This is a genomic window from Cellulomonas wangsupingiae, assembly GCF_024508275.1.
GTDB lineage: Bacteria > Actinomycetota > Actinomycetes > Actinomycetales > Cellulomonadaceae > Cellulomonas > Cellulomonas wangsupingiae.
Window position 1 is genome coordinate 2,885,690 of the sequence record NZ_CP101989.1, and the last position, 14,351, is coordinate 2,900,040.

The 14,351-nt window shown below is 74.3% G+C and carries 17 protein-coding genes; 3 read left to right on the forward strand and 14 right to left on the reverse strand.

Going from position 1 to position 14,351, the window contains the following annotated elements:
• The first annotated feature begins 103 nt into the window (after positions 1-103).
• Complete coding sequence (locus tag NP075_RS13255) at positions 104-1,504, forward strand: PspC domain-containing protein (protein ID WP_227565648.1); 1,401 nt, start codon at positions 104-106, stop codon at positions 1,502-1,504.
• Positions 1,501-1,785, forward strand: coding sequence for a hypothetical protein (locus NP075_RS13260; protein ID WP_227565649.1), 285 nt, complete (start codon positions 1,501-1,503; stop codon positions 1,783-1,785). Before NP075_RS13255 ends, NP075_RS13260 begins: the two co-directional genes overlap by 4 nt.
• A 137-nt stretch (positions 1,786-1,922) precedes the next feature.
• Here NP075_RS13260 and NP075_RS13265 read toward each other — a convergent pair whose 3' ends face one another.
• The 12 genes from NP075_RS13265 to NP075_RS13320 form a co-directional block, all read right to left on the reverse strand.
• Positions 1,923-2,399, reverse strand: a complete 477-nt coding sequence (locus tag NP075_RS13265; RefSeq protein ID WP_227565650.1) for an aromatic ring-opening dioxygenase LigA — start codon at positions 2,397-2,399, stop codon at positions 1,923-1,925.
• A gap of 249 nt (positions 2,400-2,648) precedes the next feature.
• Positions 2,649-3,776 (reverse strand): glycosyltransferase family 4 protein, encoded by a 1,128-nt coding sequence (locus NP075_RS13270; RefSeq protein WP_227565651.1) that lies wholly within the window; start codon positions 3,774-3,776, stop codon positions 2,649-2,651.
• A 17-nt stretch (positions 3,777-3,793) separates the two neighbouring features.
• Positions 3,794-4,216: a DUF3817 domain-containing protein gene (locus tag NP075_RS13275; RefSeq protein WP_227565652.1), complete on the reverse strand. Its 423-nt coding sequence runs from the start codon at positions 4,214-4,216 to the stop codon at positions 3,794-3,796.
• 49 nt (positions 4,217-4,265) lie between these two features.
• Positions 4,266-4,700 (reverse strand): DUF3592 domain-containing protein, encoded by a 435-nt coding sequence (locus NP075_RS13280; protein WP_227565653.1) that lies wholly within the window; start codon positions 4,698-4,700, stop codon positions 4,266-4,268.
• A gap of 13 nt (positions 4,701-4,713) precedes the next feature.
• Positions 4,714-6,315: a glutamine-hydrolyzing GMP synthase gene (gene guaA / locus NP075_RS13285; protein ID WP_227565654.1), complete on the reverse strand. Its 1,602-nt coding sequence runs from the start codon at positions 6,313-6,315 to the stop codon at positions 4,714-4,716.
• Between the two features lie 47 nt (positions 6,316-6,362).
• Positions 6,363-6,893, reverse strand: a complete 531-nt coding sequence (locus NP075_RS13290) for a hypothetical protein (protein WP_227565655.1) — start codon at positions 6,891-6,893, stop codon at positions 6,363-6,365.
• Between the two features lies 1 nt (position 6,894).
• Complete coding sequence (locus tag NP075_RS13295; protein ID WP_227565656.1) at positions 6,895-7,371, reverse strand: hypothetical protein; 477 nt, start codon at positions 7,369-7,371, stop codon at positions 6,895-6,897.
• Positions 7,368-8,804 (reverse strand): hypothetical protein, encoded by a 1,437-nt coding sequence (locus NP075_RS13300; RefSeq protein ID WP_227565657.1) that lies wholly within the window; start codon positions 8,802-8,804, stop codon positions 7,368-7,370. Before NP075_RS13300 ends, NP075_RS13295 begins: the two co-directional genes overlap by 4 nt.
• Positions 8,805-8,963: 159 nt before the next feature.
• Complete coding sequence (locus NP075_RS13305) at positions 8,964-9,518, reverse strand: hypothetical protein (RefSeq protein ID WP_227565658.1); 555 nt, start codon at positions 9,516-9,518, stop codon at positions 8,964-8,966.
• 3 nt (positions 9,519-9,521) lie between these two features.
• Positions 9,522-10,100: a hypothetical protein gene (locus NP075_RS13310; protein WP_227565659.1), complete on the reverse strand. Its 579-nt coding sequence runs from the start codon at positions 10,098-10,100 to the stop codon at positions 9,522-9,524.
• Between the two features lie 74 nt (positions 10,101-10,174).
• Positions 10,175-11,584, reverse strand: coding sequence for a hypothetical protein (locus NP075_RS13315; RefSeq protein WP_227565660.1), 1,410 nt, complete (start codon positions 11,582-11,584; stop codon positions 10,175-10,177).
• Entirely contained in the window at positions 11,581-11,961 is a 381-nt protein-coding gene (locus NP075_RS13320; RefSeq protein ID WP_227565661.1) for a hypothetical protein, read from the reverse strand. The genes NP075_RS13315 and NP075_RS13320 overlap by 4 nt, the downstream gene beginning before the upstream one ends.
• A gap of 231 nt (positions 11,962-12,192) precedes the next feature.
• On the opposite strand from NP075_RS13320, the gene NP075_RS13325 reads away from it, so the two are divergent.
• Positions 12,193-12,612 (forward strand): hypothetical protein, encoded by a 420-nt coding sequence (locus NP075_RS13325; protein WP_227565662.1) that lies wholly within the window; start codon positions 12,193-12,195, stop codon positions 12,610-12,612.
• 22 nt (positions 12,613-12,634) lie between these two features.
• Here the strand turns inward: NP075_RS13325 and NP075_RS13330 are convergent, their stop codons facing one another.
• Positions 12,635-13,243: a hypothetical protein gene (locus NP075_RS13330; protein WP_227565663.1), complete on the reverse strand. Its 609-nt coding sequence runs from the start codon at positions 13,241-13,243 to the stop codon at positions 12,635-12,637.
• Positions 13,240-14,328, reverse strand: coding sequence for an OmpA family protein (locus tag NP075_RS13335; protein ID WP_227565664.1), 1,089 nt, complete (start codon positions 14,326-14,328; stop codon positions 13,240-13,242). Before NP075_RS13335 ends, NP075_RS13330 begins: the two co-directional genes overlap by 4 nt.
• Positions 14,329-14,351: the final 23 nt, after the last annotated feature.

Below are 14,351 nucleotides of genomic sequence, written 5' to 3' on the forward strand. Positions count from 1 at the left end.
GCCGGGTTCAGGGGCCGGGACCCCAGGTTGAGGGTACGGGCCAGGGTCACCTCAGGGGTGGTCCCTGATGTGGTCGGCCGGCACGCGAGGTCAGGATCGAGCCATGGACACGCAGACTCCCGCCGGTGCCGACGCCGGCACGCCAGGCCCGACGCCCGGCGCGGGCCCCGGGCCGTACCCGGGCACCACGCCCCCGCCCGCACCCCACACCTTCTGGGCCGGGGTGCGCCGCACGGGGCTGTACCGCTCCGACGAACGCTGGGTCGGCGGGGTCGCCGGCGGCCTGGCCGAGCGCGTCGGGGTCGACCCGCTGCTCGTGCGTGGCGTGCTCGCCGTGACGTTCCTGGTCGGCGGGCTGGGCCTCGTGCTCTACGGCGTCGCCTGGGCCCTGCTGCCCGACCAGCGCGACGGCCGCATCCTGCTGGAGCGGCTGGGCGCCGGCGACGCCGACGGCGCGCTGCTCGGCTCTCTCGCGTTCGTCGTCGTGGGGTTCGCCCGCGGCGACGGCTGGTGGTGGTTCTGGGACGGCGGCGGCGGCCTGTTCGGTGCGATCGCCGTCGTGTCCGCGATCGCGATCGTCGCGCTGATCGCCACGGCCGTGCAGCGTCGCGACGGCGGTACGGCGTGGCGCCCGCCGGCCGGCGCACCCCCGTACGGCACCGAGCCGGCGCCGGGTGCGCCCACCGGACCGTCCGCCGCGTGGACGCGGCCGGTGGCGACGGCACCGCTGCCGACGGCCGGCCCCGGGCCGGCCGGCCCTGCTGCACCCGCACCGCCCTACCCGCCGTACGGCGGCGCGCCCGTCCCGCCCGTGCCACCGCCCCCGCCCGCACCTCGTCCCGCCCGGCGGGGCGCCGACGGGGCCACCGTCGGCGCGGTGGTCGGGCTGAGCGTCATCGGCCTCGGCGTGGTGATGCTGCTCGAGCGCGCCGGGCTCCTCGGCGGGCCGGTGTGGCTCGTCGCGGGCGGCATCGCCCTCGTGGTGGCGGGCCTCGGCATCGTCGCGCTGGGCCTGCGGGGCCGCAGCAGCGGCTTCGTGGGGTTCCTGGCCGTGGCCGGTGCGCTCGTGTGGGTGCCCACGGCGATGCTGCACCAGGGGGCCTGGGCGGACGCGGCCGCCCGGTGGGACGGCGACCGGGCCGGTGACGTGGCGGTGACGAGCCGCGACGTCGCGAGCTCCGGCTTCGATCTCGGTGCCGGCCGCTCGCGCATCGACCTCACGCAGGTGCCTCTGGAGGACGAGGTGCTGCGGGTCCCGATCGACATCGGCACCGGTCAGCTCACGGTCGTCGTGCCGCCGGAGGCGGCGGTGCGGGCGGACGTCACGGTCGGCATCGGCTCCGTGCGCTTCGAGGTCGACGAGGACCGGTACCACCAGAGCGGCGTCGGCCTGGGCGATCTCGTCTACCAGGACGACGACGCGGCGGCCGGCACCCCGAACCTGGTGCTCGAGATCAGCGCGGGCGTCGGCGAGGTCCGCATCATCGAGGAGGACGCAGCATGAGCACCGACGACGTGACACCGACCGACGCCGTCGCGCACGACGACGCACCGTCCGCCGCGCCGGACGCACCGCGCACGCAGCACCGGCCGGGCGTCCGGGTGGGCACGGTGGTGGGAGGTCTGATCGTCGTGCTCCTCGGTGCGGGCGTGCTGCTCGTCGCCGCCGGGTACACGGTCGACGTCCAGCTCGCGGCGATCGTGCTGCTCATCGCCGCCGGCGTCGGTCTCATCCTCGGACCGCTGGTCCAGGGGCTGCGCCGCGGCCGCACCGGCGACCAGTGACGCCGGGCCCCGCGGAGGGCGGGGCCCGTGCACGACGAAGGGCCGGTACCCGTGACGGGTACCGGCCCTTCGTCGTCTGCCGGAGCGGTCCGCTCACCGAACCGCGCGGGGCGCGACCCGTGGAGGGAGCGGGCGGCTCAGACGGTCTGCGTGACGGGCGTGGCGGACGCCGGCGCCTCGACGCGGACGGCGATGCGGCGCAGGGCCTCACCGGTGACGATGAAGACGACGCCCAGGCCGAAGACCAGGAGGCCGACGCCGAACGCCACGACCGAGGTGAACAGCGAGGCCCGCAGGAAGGAGCCGTTCATGACCGAGGCGCGCGCCGGGTCCTCCTTGTCGAGCTCGGCGTAGGTCTTGCCGTCCGAGCCGGCGAGCGCGTGCTTGTTGATGATGTCGGCCTGGGCCCAGGCCTCCCACGGCGTGTCGACGAGCTCGCCGCCGAAGGCGGCGGCGTCGTCGGAGACCGTGATCTGCTCCGCGCGCAGGTTGGTCGACACCGCGATCCAGGTGCCGGCGCCCGCGACGGCGAAGAGGCCGCCGAAGACGATGACGATGATTGCCAGGAGCTTGATGTGGGCGGGCTTCGACTGGACTGCTGCTGCGTTGGACATCTCGATCTCCCCGATCGTTGAGTTCCCCCACGGGACCGGATGTCCGGCCCGATGAGCCATCTGCTCACGTGGACAAGCGTCGCCGCAGGTAGGGCCGATCCGCTGGGACTCTGGTCCTGTCTGGTCCGGCGAGCGCGACGCGTCGTCACCCCGACGGGTGAACCCTCGACGCTACCCCGGACCAAGGGCCCGGGGTACGCGCTTCACCTGCCGCGTCGTGCCCCGCACGTCGTCGACGGCCGGAGCCGCTCAGACGAGTCGTCGGGCCCGCGCGTACTGCGCGTCCGCCGCGGCCAGGACGTGGTCCCAGTCGAACGGGGGCGGCACGGCCGCGGCGTGGCCGCGCATCGCGGCGAGCAGGCCGCGGTCCTGCGCCAGCCGCACGACGGCGTCGGACATGGCCGCGTCGTCCGCCACGAGGAAGCCGTCCAGCCCGTCGGTGACGAACTCCCCCACACCCGTCCCGGCGTGGGCGAGGACGACCAGACCGGCCGTGCGCGCCTCGAGCGCGGCGATGCCGAAGGCCTCGAGGCGCGCGGGTGCGAGGAAGACGTCGGCGTCGGCGTACGTCGCGCGGACCGCCGGACGGCTCAGGCGTCCGCGCAGGTCCACCGCGTCGCCCAGCCCGGTCGCGGCCACCCGCGCCCGGACGGCGTCGCGCGCGGGACCGTCCCCGACCAGGGTGAGCCGCACGGCGCCCGGCGGCAGGCGTCGCACGGCCGCGGCGACGAGGTCCACCAAGGGGACCGCCCGCTTGCGCGGCGCCAGCCGCATGGTCGCCACGAGGTGCACCGGGGCGTCCGGCGCGGCGGGCGTGACGGGAGTGCCGGGCGCCCACGCCGCGACGTCGATGCCGTTGGGCACGACGTCGACCTGCGTGTCGAACAGCTCCGCCACCCGCCGTGCCGCGGCACCGCTGACCGCGCTCAACGCCGCCGGCAGCCGCCGCCACCGCGTGTGCCGCACGAGCGGGCGACCGAGGCCGGTCGTGCCGTCGAGCATGCAGTGCCACGTGACGGCCGTCGGGAGCCGCAGCGCGGTCGCGACGCGCACACCGTCGAACGCGAACGGCGAGAGCACGCCGGCGTGCACGTGCACCGCGTCGGGACGCGCCTCGCGCAGCGCGGACCGGATCAGGCCGGGCCCGGCGAGGGGGTTCACCGGCAGGTCGAACGGCAGCCGCGCGCCCAGCCGGTGCACGTGGACGCCGTCCTCGACGTCGACGACGCCCCCGCGCTCGCCGCCCTCCCCCAGGGTGGCCGTCAGGACGTGGACCTCGTGCCCCGCGCGCACCTGGTGCCGCGCCAGGTCACCGACCTGCGTCTCGATCCCACCCGTCCGGGGGGCGAAGCAGTCGGAGACGTGGACGATCCGCACGCGGGCGACCGTGCCCGTCAGGCCTGCGAGCCGGCGGCCGCGGCGATGCGCGCCTGCGCGTCGGCGTGCACGCGCCGCTCCAGGACGAACGACATCACCGGCACGACGCCGGCAGCGGCCATCGTCACGAAGCGCCCGATCCGCCAGCGCAGGGTCGCCCACAGGTCGAAGACCGTCACGAGGTACAGCACGTAGATCCAGCCGTGCGCGATCGCCACCCAGATGCCGAACACGCCCAGCGGCTCACCCTCGGCGTCGAACCCGCCGGCGTGGAAGACGTACTTGGCCACCATCTCCACGCACAGGAGCAGGAGCATCGTGCCGGTCACCCACGCCATGACGCGGTACCGGGTCAGCGCGCCGCGGGCCTTGCGGGCCCAGGCGTCCACGTCGGGTGCCTGCCCCGCGTCGGTCGGGGTGCTCGTCGGTTCCGTGCTCACTGTGGTCCTCTCGTCGTCGCCCGTCGATTGTCCCTCACGCGTCGGGTGCTCAACGTCCGACGACCAGCGCGGTGGCCGTGAACCAGAGCGCGAGGCCGACGAGCATCAGGCCCATGAGGAGCAGCAGCACGCCGGCCACCGACGACGCGGACCCGGCCGCCAGCCGGACGGCACCCGGGGCCCGCGGGTCGACCCACACGGTGATCCGGTCCCCCGGCCCTGCCACCCGACCGTCGCCGGTGGTCACGGCCAGCCCTTCGACGCGCCGGGCACGCAGCCACCCACCCGGCACCGGGTAGTCGAACGTCACGCTCGCCGGGCGCACGTGGGACGTCCTGTGCACGACCACCGCCTCGACCGCCACCCAGGTGCTCGGGAGGCGCGTGGCGCGCCGCAGCACGACGACGCCGCCCACCCCCAGCCCGAGGCCGACGACCGCGCAGCCGACGCCGAACAGCCCCGCGACCACCTCGGCGACCGTCACGTGCGACCCGCCGTCACTCCCACTCGATCGTGCCCGGCGGCTTGCTCGTCACGTCCAGCACGACGCGGTTGACCTCGGGGACCTCGTTGGTGATCCGCGTCGAGATCGTCGCCAGCACGTCGTACGGCAGGCGCGTCCAGTCGGCGGTCATCGCGTCCTCCGACGACACCGGCCGCAGCACGACCGGGTGGCCGTAGGTGCGCCCGTCGCCCTGCACGCCCACGGAGCGCACGTCGCCGAGCAGGACCACCGGGCACTGCCAGATCTCGCGGTCCAGACCGGCGCGCGTCAGCTCCTCGCGGGCGATCGCGTCGGCGGCGCGCAGCGTCTCCAGGCGCTCGGCCGTGACCTCGCCGACGATGCGGATGCCCAGGCCGGGCCCGGGGAACGGCTGGCGCCACACGATGACCTCGGGCACGCCCAGCTCCAGGCCGACCGCGCGGACCTCGTCCTTGAACAGCGTGCGCAGCGGCTCGACGAGCTCGAACTGCAGGTCGTCCGGCAGGCCCCCGACGTTGTGGTGCGACTTGATGTTCGCCGCGCCCTCGCCGCCGCCGGACTCCACGACGTCCGGGTAGAGCGTGCCCTGGACGAGGAACCTCACGGTCTCGCCGTGCGCCCCCGCGTCCTCGACGACCTCGCGCGCCGCGTCCTCGAACACGCGGATGAACTCGCGGCCGATGATCTTGCGCTTGGTCTCCGGGTCGCTGACACCCGCCAGCGCGTGCAGGAACCGCTCGCGGGCGTCGACTACCTTGAGCTGCACGCCCGTCGCGTCGACGAAGTCCTTCTCGACCTGCTCGGCCTCGCCCTGGCGCAGCAGCCCGTGGTCCACGAACACGCAGGTGAGCTGGTCACCGACGGCGCGCTGCACGAGCGCGGCCGCCACCGAGGAGTCCACGCCCCCGGACAGGCCGCAGATGACGCGCGCGTCGCCGACCTGCGCGCGGATGCGCTCGACCTGCTCGGCGACGACGTTGCCCGGGTTCCAGTCGGGCGTGATCCCGGCACCGCGGTACAGGAAGTTCTCCAGCGCCTGCTGACCGAGCGGCGAGTGCTTCACCTCGGGGTGCCACTGCACGCCGTACAGGCGTCGCTCGCGGTCCTCGAACGCCGCCACGGGGCTGCCGGCGCTCGTCGCGAGCACCTCGAAGCCCTCGGGGGCGGCGTGCACGGCGTCGCCGTGGCTCATCCAGACCGTCTGGCCCTCGGGGCTGCCCTCGAGCACCGTCCCGGGCTCGGTCACCTCGACCGCCGTCCCGCCGTACTCGCGCTGACCGGTCTGGGCCACCGTCCCGCCGAGCGCCTGCGCCATCGCCTGGAAGCCGTAGCAGATGCCCAGCACGGGCACGCCGGCCTCGAACAGCTCGGGGCCGACGAAGGGGGCGCCGGCCGCGTACACCGACGAGGGGCCGCCGGACAGGATGATCGCGGCGGGGTCCTTCGCCAGCAGCTCCTCGACGCTCGCGGTGTGCGGCACGATCTCGGAGTAGACGTTCGCCTCGCGCACCCGCCGCGCGATGAGCTGGGCGTACTGGGCGCCGAAGTCGACGACGAGGACCGGCCGGTGGTGCGTGGGCTGTGCGGGCGTGGCGGTGGCGGGTGTCTGCGTCACGCGGTCCAGCCTAGTCGCCGCGCGCCCGCCGCCCGTGCCGCCTGCGGTCAGTCCCCGACGACGGTGATGCTCTCCTCGATGCCGGAGACGACGTCGTCCGGCAGGTCGCGACCGGTCAGCTGCAGCCCGACGCTCGCCCCCGAGCGGGCGTCGGCCGCGGCCCAGAACACGCCCTGCACGTCGTCGTACGTGAAGTCGTTGCGCCGGACCTCGAGCGTCTCGGTCGCCACGGGCGTCGACGTCCCCGTCGACGCGTAGCCCCAGCCGCCGACCTGGGCGCCGGCGACGAAGGTGTCGAGCGCCTGCTCGGCGCCGTCCTGCCCCAGCTCCGGCGCGCCGACGAGCAGCACGGACGTCGCCCCGGGGTCCGCGTCGTCGGACCAGCCGACGCTCCACACGTCGTCGCTCTGCGGCACCTCGACCCACGCATCAGGCACCGCGAACGACAGCGGGCCGGACTCGACGCGCTGCCACCCCTCGGGCGTCGTCGCGGCGGGCTCGTCGGACCCCGTGCATCCCGCGACGGCCAGCGCGAGCAGGCTGCCGCCGATCAGGACGGACAACGGACGACGGGGCACGTCACACCACCTCGGCATAGGTCGAACGGCTCGGCGGCGACCAGCGTACGTGGGCGAGCGCACCGCCCGCCGCACCGGTCGCGAGCAGCACGAGCACGGGCACGGCGACGTCGAGGACCTGCACGAGCGGCGCAACGTCGGCGCGCGCGGCCGCCTCGGCGGCACCCAGCAGCGACGTCACGAGCGCGACGACCGCCGGGACGGCGACGGCCACCAGGCCGCTGGACCGTGCCGGCCGCACCGCGGCACGGGCGACCACGACCAGCACCGAGACGGCTCCCGCGAGCAGGCCCGGCACGACCAGCACGGGCCAGGCGGTCACCGCCGCGCCGGACCGGGCCACCAGGACCCCGAGGAGCAGGGCCCCGGCCACCAGCGCTGCCAGGTAGGTCACCGTCCCCGCCACCCACGCCACCAGGAGCCGTCGCACCGTCCTCACCCCGTCCTCGTCGGTCCGGCGCCGCACGACGCCGCTCATGCGCACAGCCCGTCGTCGACGAGCTGCCTGCTGCCGTCCTGCGTCGGCGCCCCCAGGAACGACGCGTCCACCTTCGTGGCCGTCGCCTCCTCCGCGCTGATGTTGAAGCCGAACTCCCAACCCTTCTTGACCGCCGCACCGAACTCCCAGGAGTCCTTGACGTTGTGGTAGGTCACCTGGCTGAGCCTCGCCTCCTCGTACATCAGCTGGAGGAAGGGGTCGTCCGACGGGTGCTCCGGGATCATCGCCGAGAACGGCAGCGTCAGCGTCTCGCCCGCGGCGTTCCGGTCGATCCACTCCTGCACCTCGGCGCGGTTCTCGTCCGTCACGTCGAGCTTGGTGGTCGTGACGACGGACCGGGTCTCCCCCTCCGCCAGCTTGCCGCTCACCGACTTGAACGTGTTGTTGCCGAGGTTCATGCTGCCGCCGACCTCGTACGACGACTTGAACGCGATCTGCGAGAGGTTCCCGTCCGCGTCGTACGTCGTGGTGAAGGCACCCGAGACCGAGCCCTCGCCGGTGGCGTGGCCGACGACCATGCTGCCGCCGAGGGTGCCCTTGCCGCTCAGCTCGTACGTGTAGCTCTTGGTCCCCTTCTCGGTGTCGTTCATGACGGTCACCGACCCGCCGGCGGACAGGGAGCCGTTGACACCGAGCTTGGGGTCGATGAGCTTGTCCTTGCCGTCGGCGTCCTTGCTGGTGCCGGGGATGCGCGCGCCCGCGCTGGCCTTGAGCGCCGCCTCGAGCGAGATCCTGCTGTACGAGATCCTGGGGTCCTTCGGCGCGTCGACCCAGCCGTCGGTCAGCCACAGGTAGATCGACATCCCCGCCGCGCCCTCGCCCTTGAGCTGCTGCTGCTGGATGAGGTAGTCGTCGAGCTGCTCCTGCATCGACTCCCACTGCTGCGCGTCGTCGAACTCCCAGGTCGAGCCGTACTCGAACTTCAGGTCGCCGCCCAGGCTCACCTCGACGCCCGCGTTGTCGCCGTCGCCGAGCTTGCCGGCGTCGAACGTCTTGGATCCCAGGCTGGTGCTCGCGCCGATCCCGGCGCCGTCCGTCAGGGTCGCCCGGACCGTGCCGTCGGAGAACTCCTGGACGATGAAGCCCGAGCTGTCGCTGATCTTGAAGAACCAGATCTTGACCTCGGCCGAGTACCTCTCCTTGGTCTCGGACAGCATGCAGACACCGGGGTGGTAGTCCATGTCGTCGGGCGCCGTCGTCGGTGCCGGCACGTCGCAGTCCCCGGCCCCGCCGTCCAGCACCGCGACGACGCGGCACACCGCCGACGCCGCGTAGGGCGTGATGGTGGGGGTGGCCGCGACGGTGACGCCGATGAGCAGGGCAGCCACCGCGATGATGCCCGTGTACTCGAGCGTCCCGGAACCCTCGTCGCGCGGCGGTGCCGCGTGACGCCGGAGCGTGCGCAGCCCCACGTCGACCTCCCGGTCCTCGGTATGTGTGTGGACAGGACGCTACGGGCCCCGCCCGGCCGTCGGCCGGGGCCCAGGGGTCCATCTGTGCGTCACGCCTGGGGCCGCGGACCCATCACGGCAGGTCCGGGCCCCGGGCACCGCGCGACGGCGGTCGGTGCGTCAGCCGGCCGCGGGGGCGCGCGGACCGCGCACCGCCCGCCGCGTCAGCCAGCCCAGGAGGAACAGCACGGGGGCGAACACGATCAGCGCCAGACCGAAGCCGGGCGTACCGGCGACGCTCGGGTCCGCCGACACCGCGACCTCGGCGAGGTCGCCGCCGCTGCACGTGACGGTCGCCGCGGCCCCGGTGCCGGCCGTGACGGCGAGCAGCGTCCACTCGCCCGTCCCCCCGGCGTCCTGCACCGTCGACGGCAGCCCTTCGACGGGCCCGACGGGCAGATCGGCCACGGGGTCACCCGACGACCGGGCGGTGGTGCAGGTGACGCCCGCGGACGACGGCCGGCCCCACACGGCCGCGTCCCCCGCGGCCGGCAGCAGCTCCAGCGGCTCGCCCGCCGGGCCCGTCCGCCACATCTCGACGGGCGCCTGCGCACCCGGACCGGTCCCCATCGTGAGCAGGACGCCCATGAGCAGCACGAACGGTGCGCCCAGCATCGCGACCCACGACCACAGCCGGGCCGTGCGCCCCAGGTTGCGGCGCGTCAGGACGGCCACGCGTCAGCCCACCGTCACGGACGCGAGGACGTCGTGCGCCCCCGACTCGTCGAAGTCCTCGGCGGGTGCGACGACGGCGACGATGGCCTGCGAGCTGTCCTCGAGGTCGATGACGAGGTACTCGTAGCGCATGTCGACGTCGTCGGCACCGATCCGCACGGTCGCCTCGTACCCGATCCACCCCGCGTTCTCGGCGCCGGGCCAGGACAGCACGGCCTCCTCGACGTCGCGCGCCTCGACGCCGGCCGAGCCGACGTCCTTGAGGTTCGCGATCGCGGCCTCGGCGTCCCGCCGCCGCTCCGACGTCACCGACGTGTGGACCCCGGTGCCCGGACCCTCACCCTGCGCACGCAGCGCGTACGCCTCGTCGGCGGCCTCGCCGGGCTCGGTGGCGAACTCCTCCCACTCCCCCGGCGCCGAGAGGTCCACCGGACCCATCGCGTGCGACGTCCAGCCGTCGGGCGCGGCGGCCGGCACCAGCGGTGCGTCACCGCTCGCGTCCTCGGACGTCCCGCACGCCGCGAGGGCGAGCGGTGCGAGCAGGACCGCGAGGATCCGGCGGCGTCGGGCAGGGGTTGTCACACAGGCCTCCAGGGGAAGGGACGTCCGGGCGAGGGCCCGGCCGCGTGTCGGGGCGGCGGTCCGGGGCACGAGGATCACACGACGCACTCGGCCCGGTCCACCATGCCCGTGCCGTCGAAGTAGCGGTAGTCGGTCGTGGCGCGGGTGCTGTCGATGGTCTCCGCGCTCAGCCCGAGCTCGAGGCCCACCTTGCCCTGCGCGTTGACGCCGTCCTCGGTGGAGCCCGTGGTGTACGTCTGCTCGTAGATGTACCCGCGGTCCGCGGCCGCCACGCCCAGCTCCCTGCCCAGGTCCGCCGGGTTGAAGCGGTCCAGCACCGTCTGCGACACGTTCACGCTGTCGGTGATGCCCGGGTAGTACGGCACACCGGCGGCGTGCATGACGCGCGTGGCCAGCCGACGGTCGGCCGCCGAGTCGAGCGGGATCTCGACGACGCGCTCGGTGAACGAGGGGTCGCCGTCGATGCCGCCCGGGCCCGAGTAGCTCTCGTCAGCCACCGTGTCCCAGCTCGTGACGCTGCGGATGCGGAACGCCGTGGGGTTGCCGTCCTCGTCGCGGTCGACCTCCATGACGGCGCCCATCGACCCGTCGAGCGTGAACTGCTGGTAGATGTCGTTGCCCGTGGGGGTCACACCGTGACCCTGGAGGCCGCCACCGATCCCCATGTCCGCCCGCAGGTAGTCGGTGGACGTCCCGTCCTTGCGGTTCGTGCGCCCGACGTAGGCCTCGAGGAACGCCTCGGCGTCCACGGACCCGGCGATCGCGTTGACGCCGGCCGACGCCTCACCCTCGACGCCACCCTCCACGAACCACTCGTCGGGGTCGAGCTGCTCGAACTCGTTGCTGCCGCCGAGCTCCTCGTTCACCCAGTCCACACCGTCGCGCAGGGGGTTGTCGTCACCGAACCAGAAGTCCTTGGTGTCGTCGTTGCGCTTGTGGTCGAGGATGCGCTTGGCCTCCTCGGCCGACTTCGCGATGTACGACTCGCCCCCGCCGACGACGAGCGAGACGCTCGCGTCCGCCGTCGCCCCGACGCCGTAGGTCTGGCCGTCGTTGGTCACGCTGACGTCGAAGCCGACGCCCACGCCCATGCCGACGCCGACGTCCGCGGCCCGGGTCAGCCGGTACGTGCCGTCACCGAGCTGCTCGATGACCCAGCGCTCGCCGCTGTCGAGGGTGACGACCACCGTGATGGAGCCGTTCTCCTCCCGGCCGTTGGAGGACACGACGCACTCCTCCGGCGGGACGTAGTCCCCGGGTGCCCGGCCACCGGGCACGGTCGAGCAGTCACCGCCCTGCCCGAACGCCTCCATGATGCGGCACATCGCGGCCTGCGCGTGGTCACCCGGCCGCATGGACGTCAACGAGACCACCACGGCCGCGATGAGGACGGCGGCGACCGTGATGACGCCCACGTACTCGAGCGTGCCGATGCCCGCGTCGCCCTGCAGGGCGCGCTCCCGCGCCTTCCGCCACCGCCTCATCGCACATACCCCTTCGCTGTCTCGCGCATCCGCACCCGCACACCGACCGCCGTGGCCAGCACGACCGCGACCCAGGCCACCAGGTCGACGGCCAGCGTCCCGGCGCCCGCCGGCAGCAGCAGCTGCCCGAGGAACGTCCGGGCGGCCCACGTGAACGGGTTCGCCAGGAAGCCGACCACGGACGCGACCGTCACGGCCACGACCACGCCGGACGTCACCCGGACGCCCTGCAGACCGCGCCAGGTGACGACCACCAGCACCATCGCCACCAGCACCGTCTTGAGGAGCAGGGCCGGGACCGTCGGGAGGCCCGCGAGCGCGAGGACCCCTGCGGCCCACGCCATCACCGCTGCACCGGCCGCATACACCGCGGTCATGACCGCGAGCCGAACCACCGACACGTCCCCACCTCCCCGCGGCTGGCCCAGCGCCCGCCGGCACGGCAAGTGTCGACGTCGGCAGGGGTGCGGCGGTGGGTCGAGGGGTCCGGACATCCGTCCGGCGGTGGGCTCCCGGGCCCACCGGCACGGTCCGGCGCGTGGTTAGCGTGGCCGTGATCCGGGGACGCGACGCGTCCCACCGTCGCCGACCCGCCGAGGACCCGTGCCATGCGACCCGCTCTCACCGCCCAGCTCGCGCTCACGACAGCCGCGGCCGCGCTGCTGAGCTCGTTCGCCGCGCTGTACGTCGCGCAGCAGGCCATGGACGCGCGCGCGGGGGTCGTCCTGCGCGCGCTCCTGGTGACCGTGGCCCTGGTCGTGGGGTCCTGGGCCGCGGTACGTCCGCGCGTCCTGGGTGCCACCCGCGCCGGCCTGCGCCTCCGTGCGCTGCTCGGCCTCGCGCTGGGCTACGCGCTGAGTCCCACGACGTGGCAGGGGCGCACCTACGCCGCCCAGCTCGTCGTGGCACCGGGCACGGCGACGGTCCTGCTGGACCTCGCGCTCTGGCTCGTCGTCGGCGGTGCGGTCGTCATGGTGGCGAGCGCACCGGCGGCGGCGGGCGAGCGGGCGACGTACGCCGTCGGGTGAGCGGCCCGCCGCCCGCGGGGGGTCAGGACCGCGTCACCGGCACGGCGACCAGCGGCTCGAGCCCGGGGAACTCGATGGTGACCTCGGTGGTGCCCTCCGCGAGCGGGGGCAGCAGGGCGGCGAGCACGTCGCCCTCCCCGATCGACATGGGCATCTGGGAGCAGGCGCAGAAGTCGTCGCTCGTCGTGTCGCCGGCCGTGTACCCCGTGTAGGGCAGCAGGCGCTCACCGCCGGCGTCCACCACGACGATCGAGCGCGTGTCGTTCCAGATGTCGCGACCGTCGCCCCAGGGGCGCCGGTCGACGTCCGTCACGCCGTCGTCCGTGGACCGCAGCACGTAGACCAGGTCGGTCCCCTGCGCGTGTGCCGTCACCGACAGGACGTCGACCTGCACGTCCCAGTCGCCCTTCGCGGACGCCACGGTCCCGCTGGTGCCCGCGACGGGCTCCGCGCCGAGCACGTCCGACTCGAGCACCGCCTCCGCGAGCGACTCGACAGTCCACTGCGGCTCCTCGGCCGCGGCGGACCCGCTGGGCGCCGTGGTGGGCGTCGGCGTCGCGTCGGCGGAGCACCCCGCCAGGAGCACGAGCACGACCGCCCCCGACACGACCCCGGTCCTCGTGACCCTCATGACCCCGCCCCGATCTGGTACTGGACCGTCACCCGCCGGTTGAGCTGCATGTTCTCCGGGGTGTCGTTCGGCGCGACGGCGTCCTTCTCGCCACGACCCACCGCGCTGAACGTCACGTTGCCGCCGGCACCGGGCTGCAGCGCGGCGACGACGGCCGCGGCCCGCTGCTCCGAGAGCGTCTGGTTGGACGAGGAGGACCCGTCCGAGTCGGTGTGCCCCGTGACGACGACCTCGCCCCTGCCGCGGGCCGCGATGTCCGCGGCCACGCCGGCGAGCGCGTCGGCGGCAGCGGGGGTCAGCGTCGCCGAGCTCTTGTCGAACAGCACGTTGGCGTCGAGCGTCGTGGCGACCTGCTCGGTCGACTCGGCGGTCGCGACCACCTCGTCCGGCGTCACGGTGCGACGCGCGAGGTCGAAGATCGACGCCTGCGGGTCGGCCTGCGCCAGCACCGCCGCGTCGGGCAGCTCGGGCCACCCCGTGCCCAGCAGGGGCGCGGGCTCGTCCGACACCGGCTCGAGCGCGCCGTCGCCGACGGGGACGCGCGCCACCACCACGTTGGTGTCGCCGAGGACGACGTCGACCGAGGCGACGGACTCCGGGAGCTCCGGGAACACGCCCCACAGGACGCGCAGCTCACCCCGGTCGAAGCGGGCGTCCTTCTTGGTCGTCGTGAACGTCGTCTCGCCGTCGAGCAGGACGCGGTACACCTTCAGCCCCACCCGGTCCACGAGGTACATCTGCCCGAGCGCGTCGGTCGGGTAGCCCCGGCTGGTCTCGCGGAAGAACTGCCCGGCGCTGAAGGTGCTGTCGGCGTCCGCCGCGACGCCCGCGGACGCGTACAGCACCGTCCCGCCCTCGACCCGCTGCACGCCGTGGACCGCTCCGCGCACCAGGTCCAGGTCGCCGCGGTCGCGGGCGCGGCGCGCGAAGGTGCCGAGCACCGGCACGTCCACGCCGTCCACCTCGAGCGTGCCCGAGGGCGTACGCGCCGTGTCGGCAGCGCCCGCCGGGACGGCCACGCCTCCCGCGAGAAGCGCCGCCAGCACGGCGACCGCCGTGCCCGCACGCGCTCGTCGTGTGCTCACCTGCACCTTGACCTCCTGGTCAT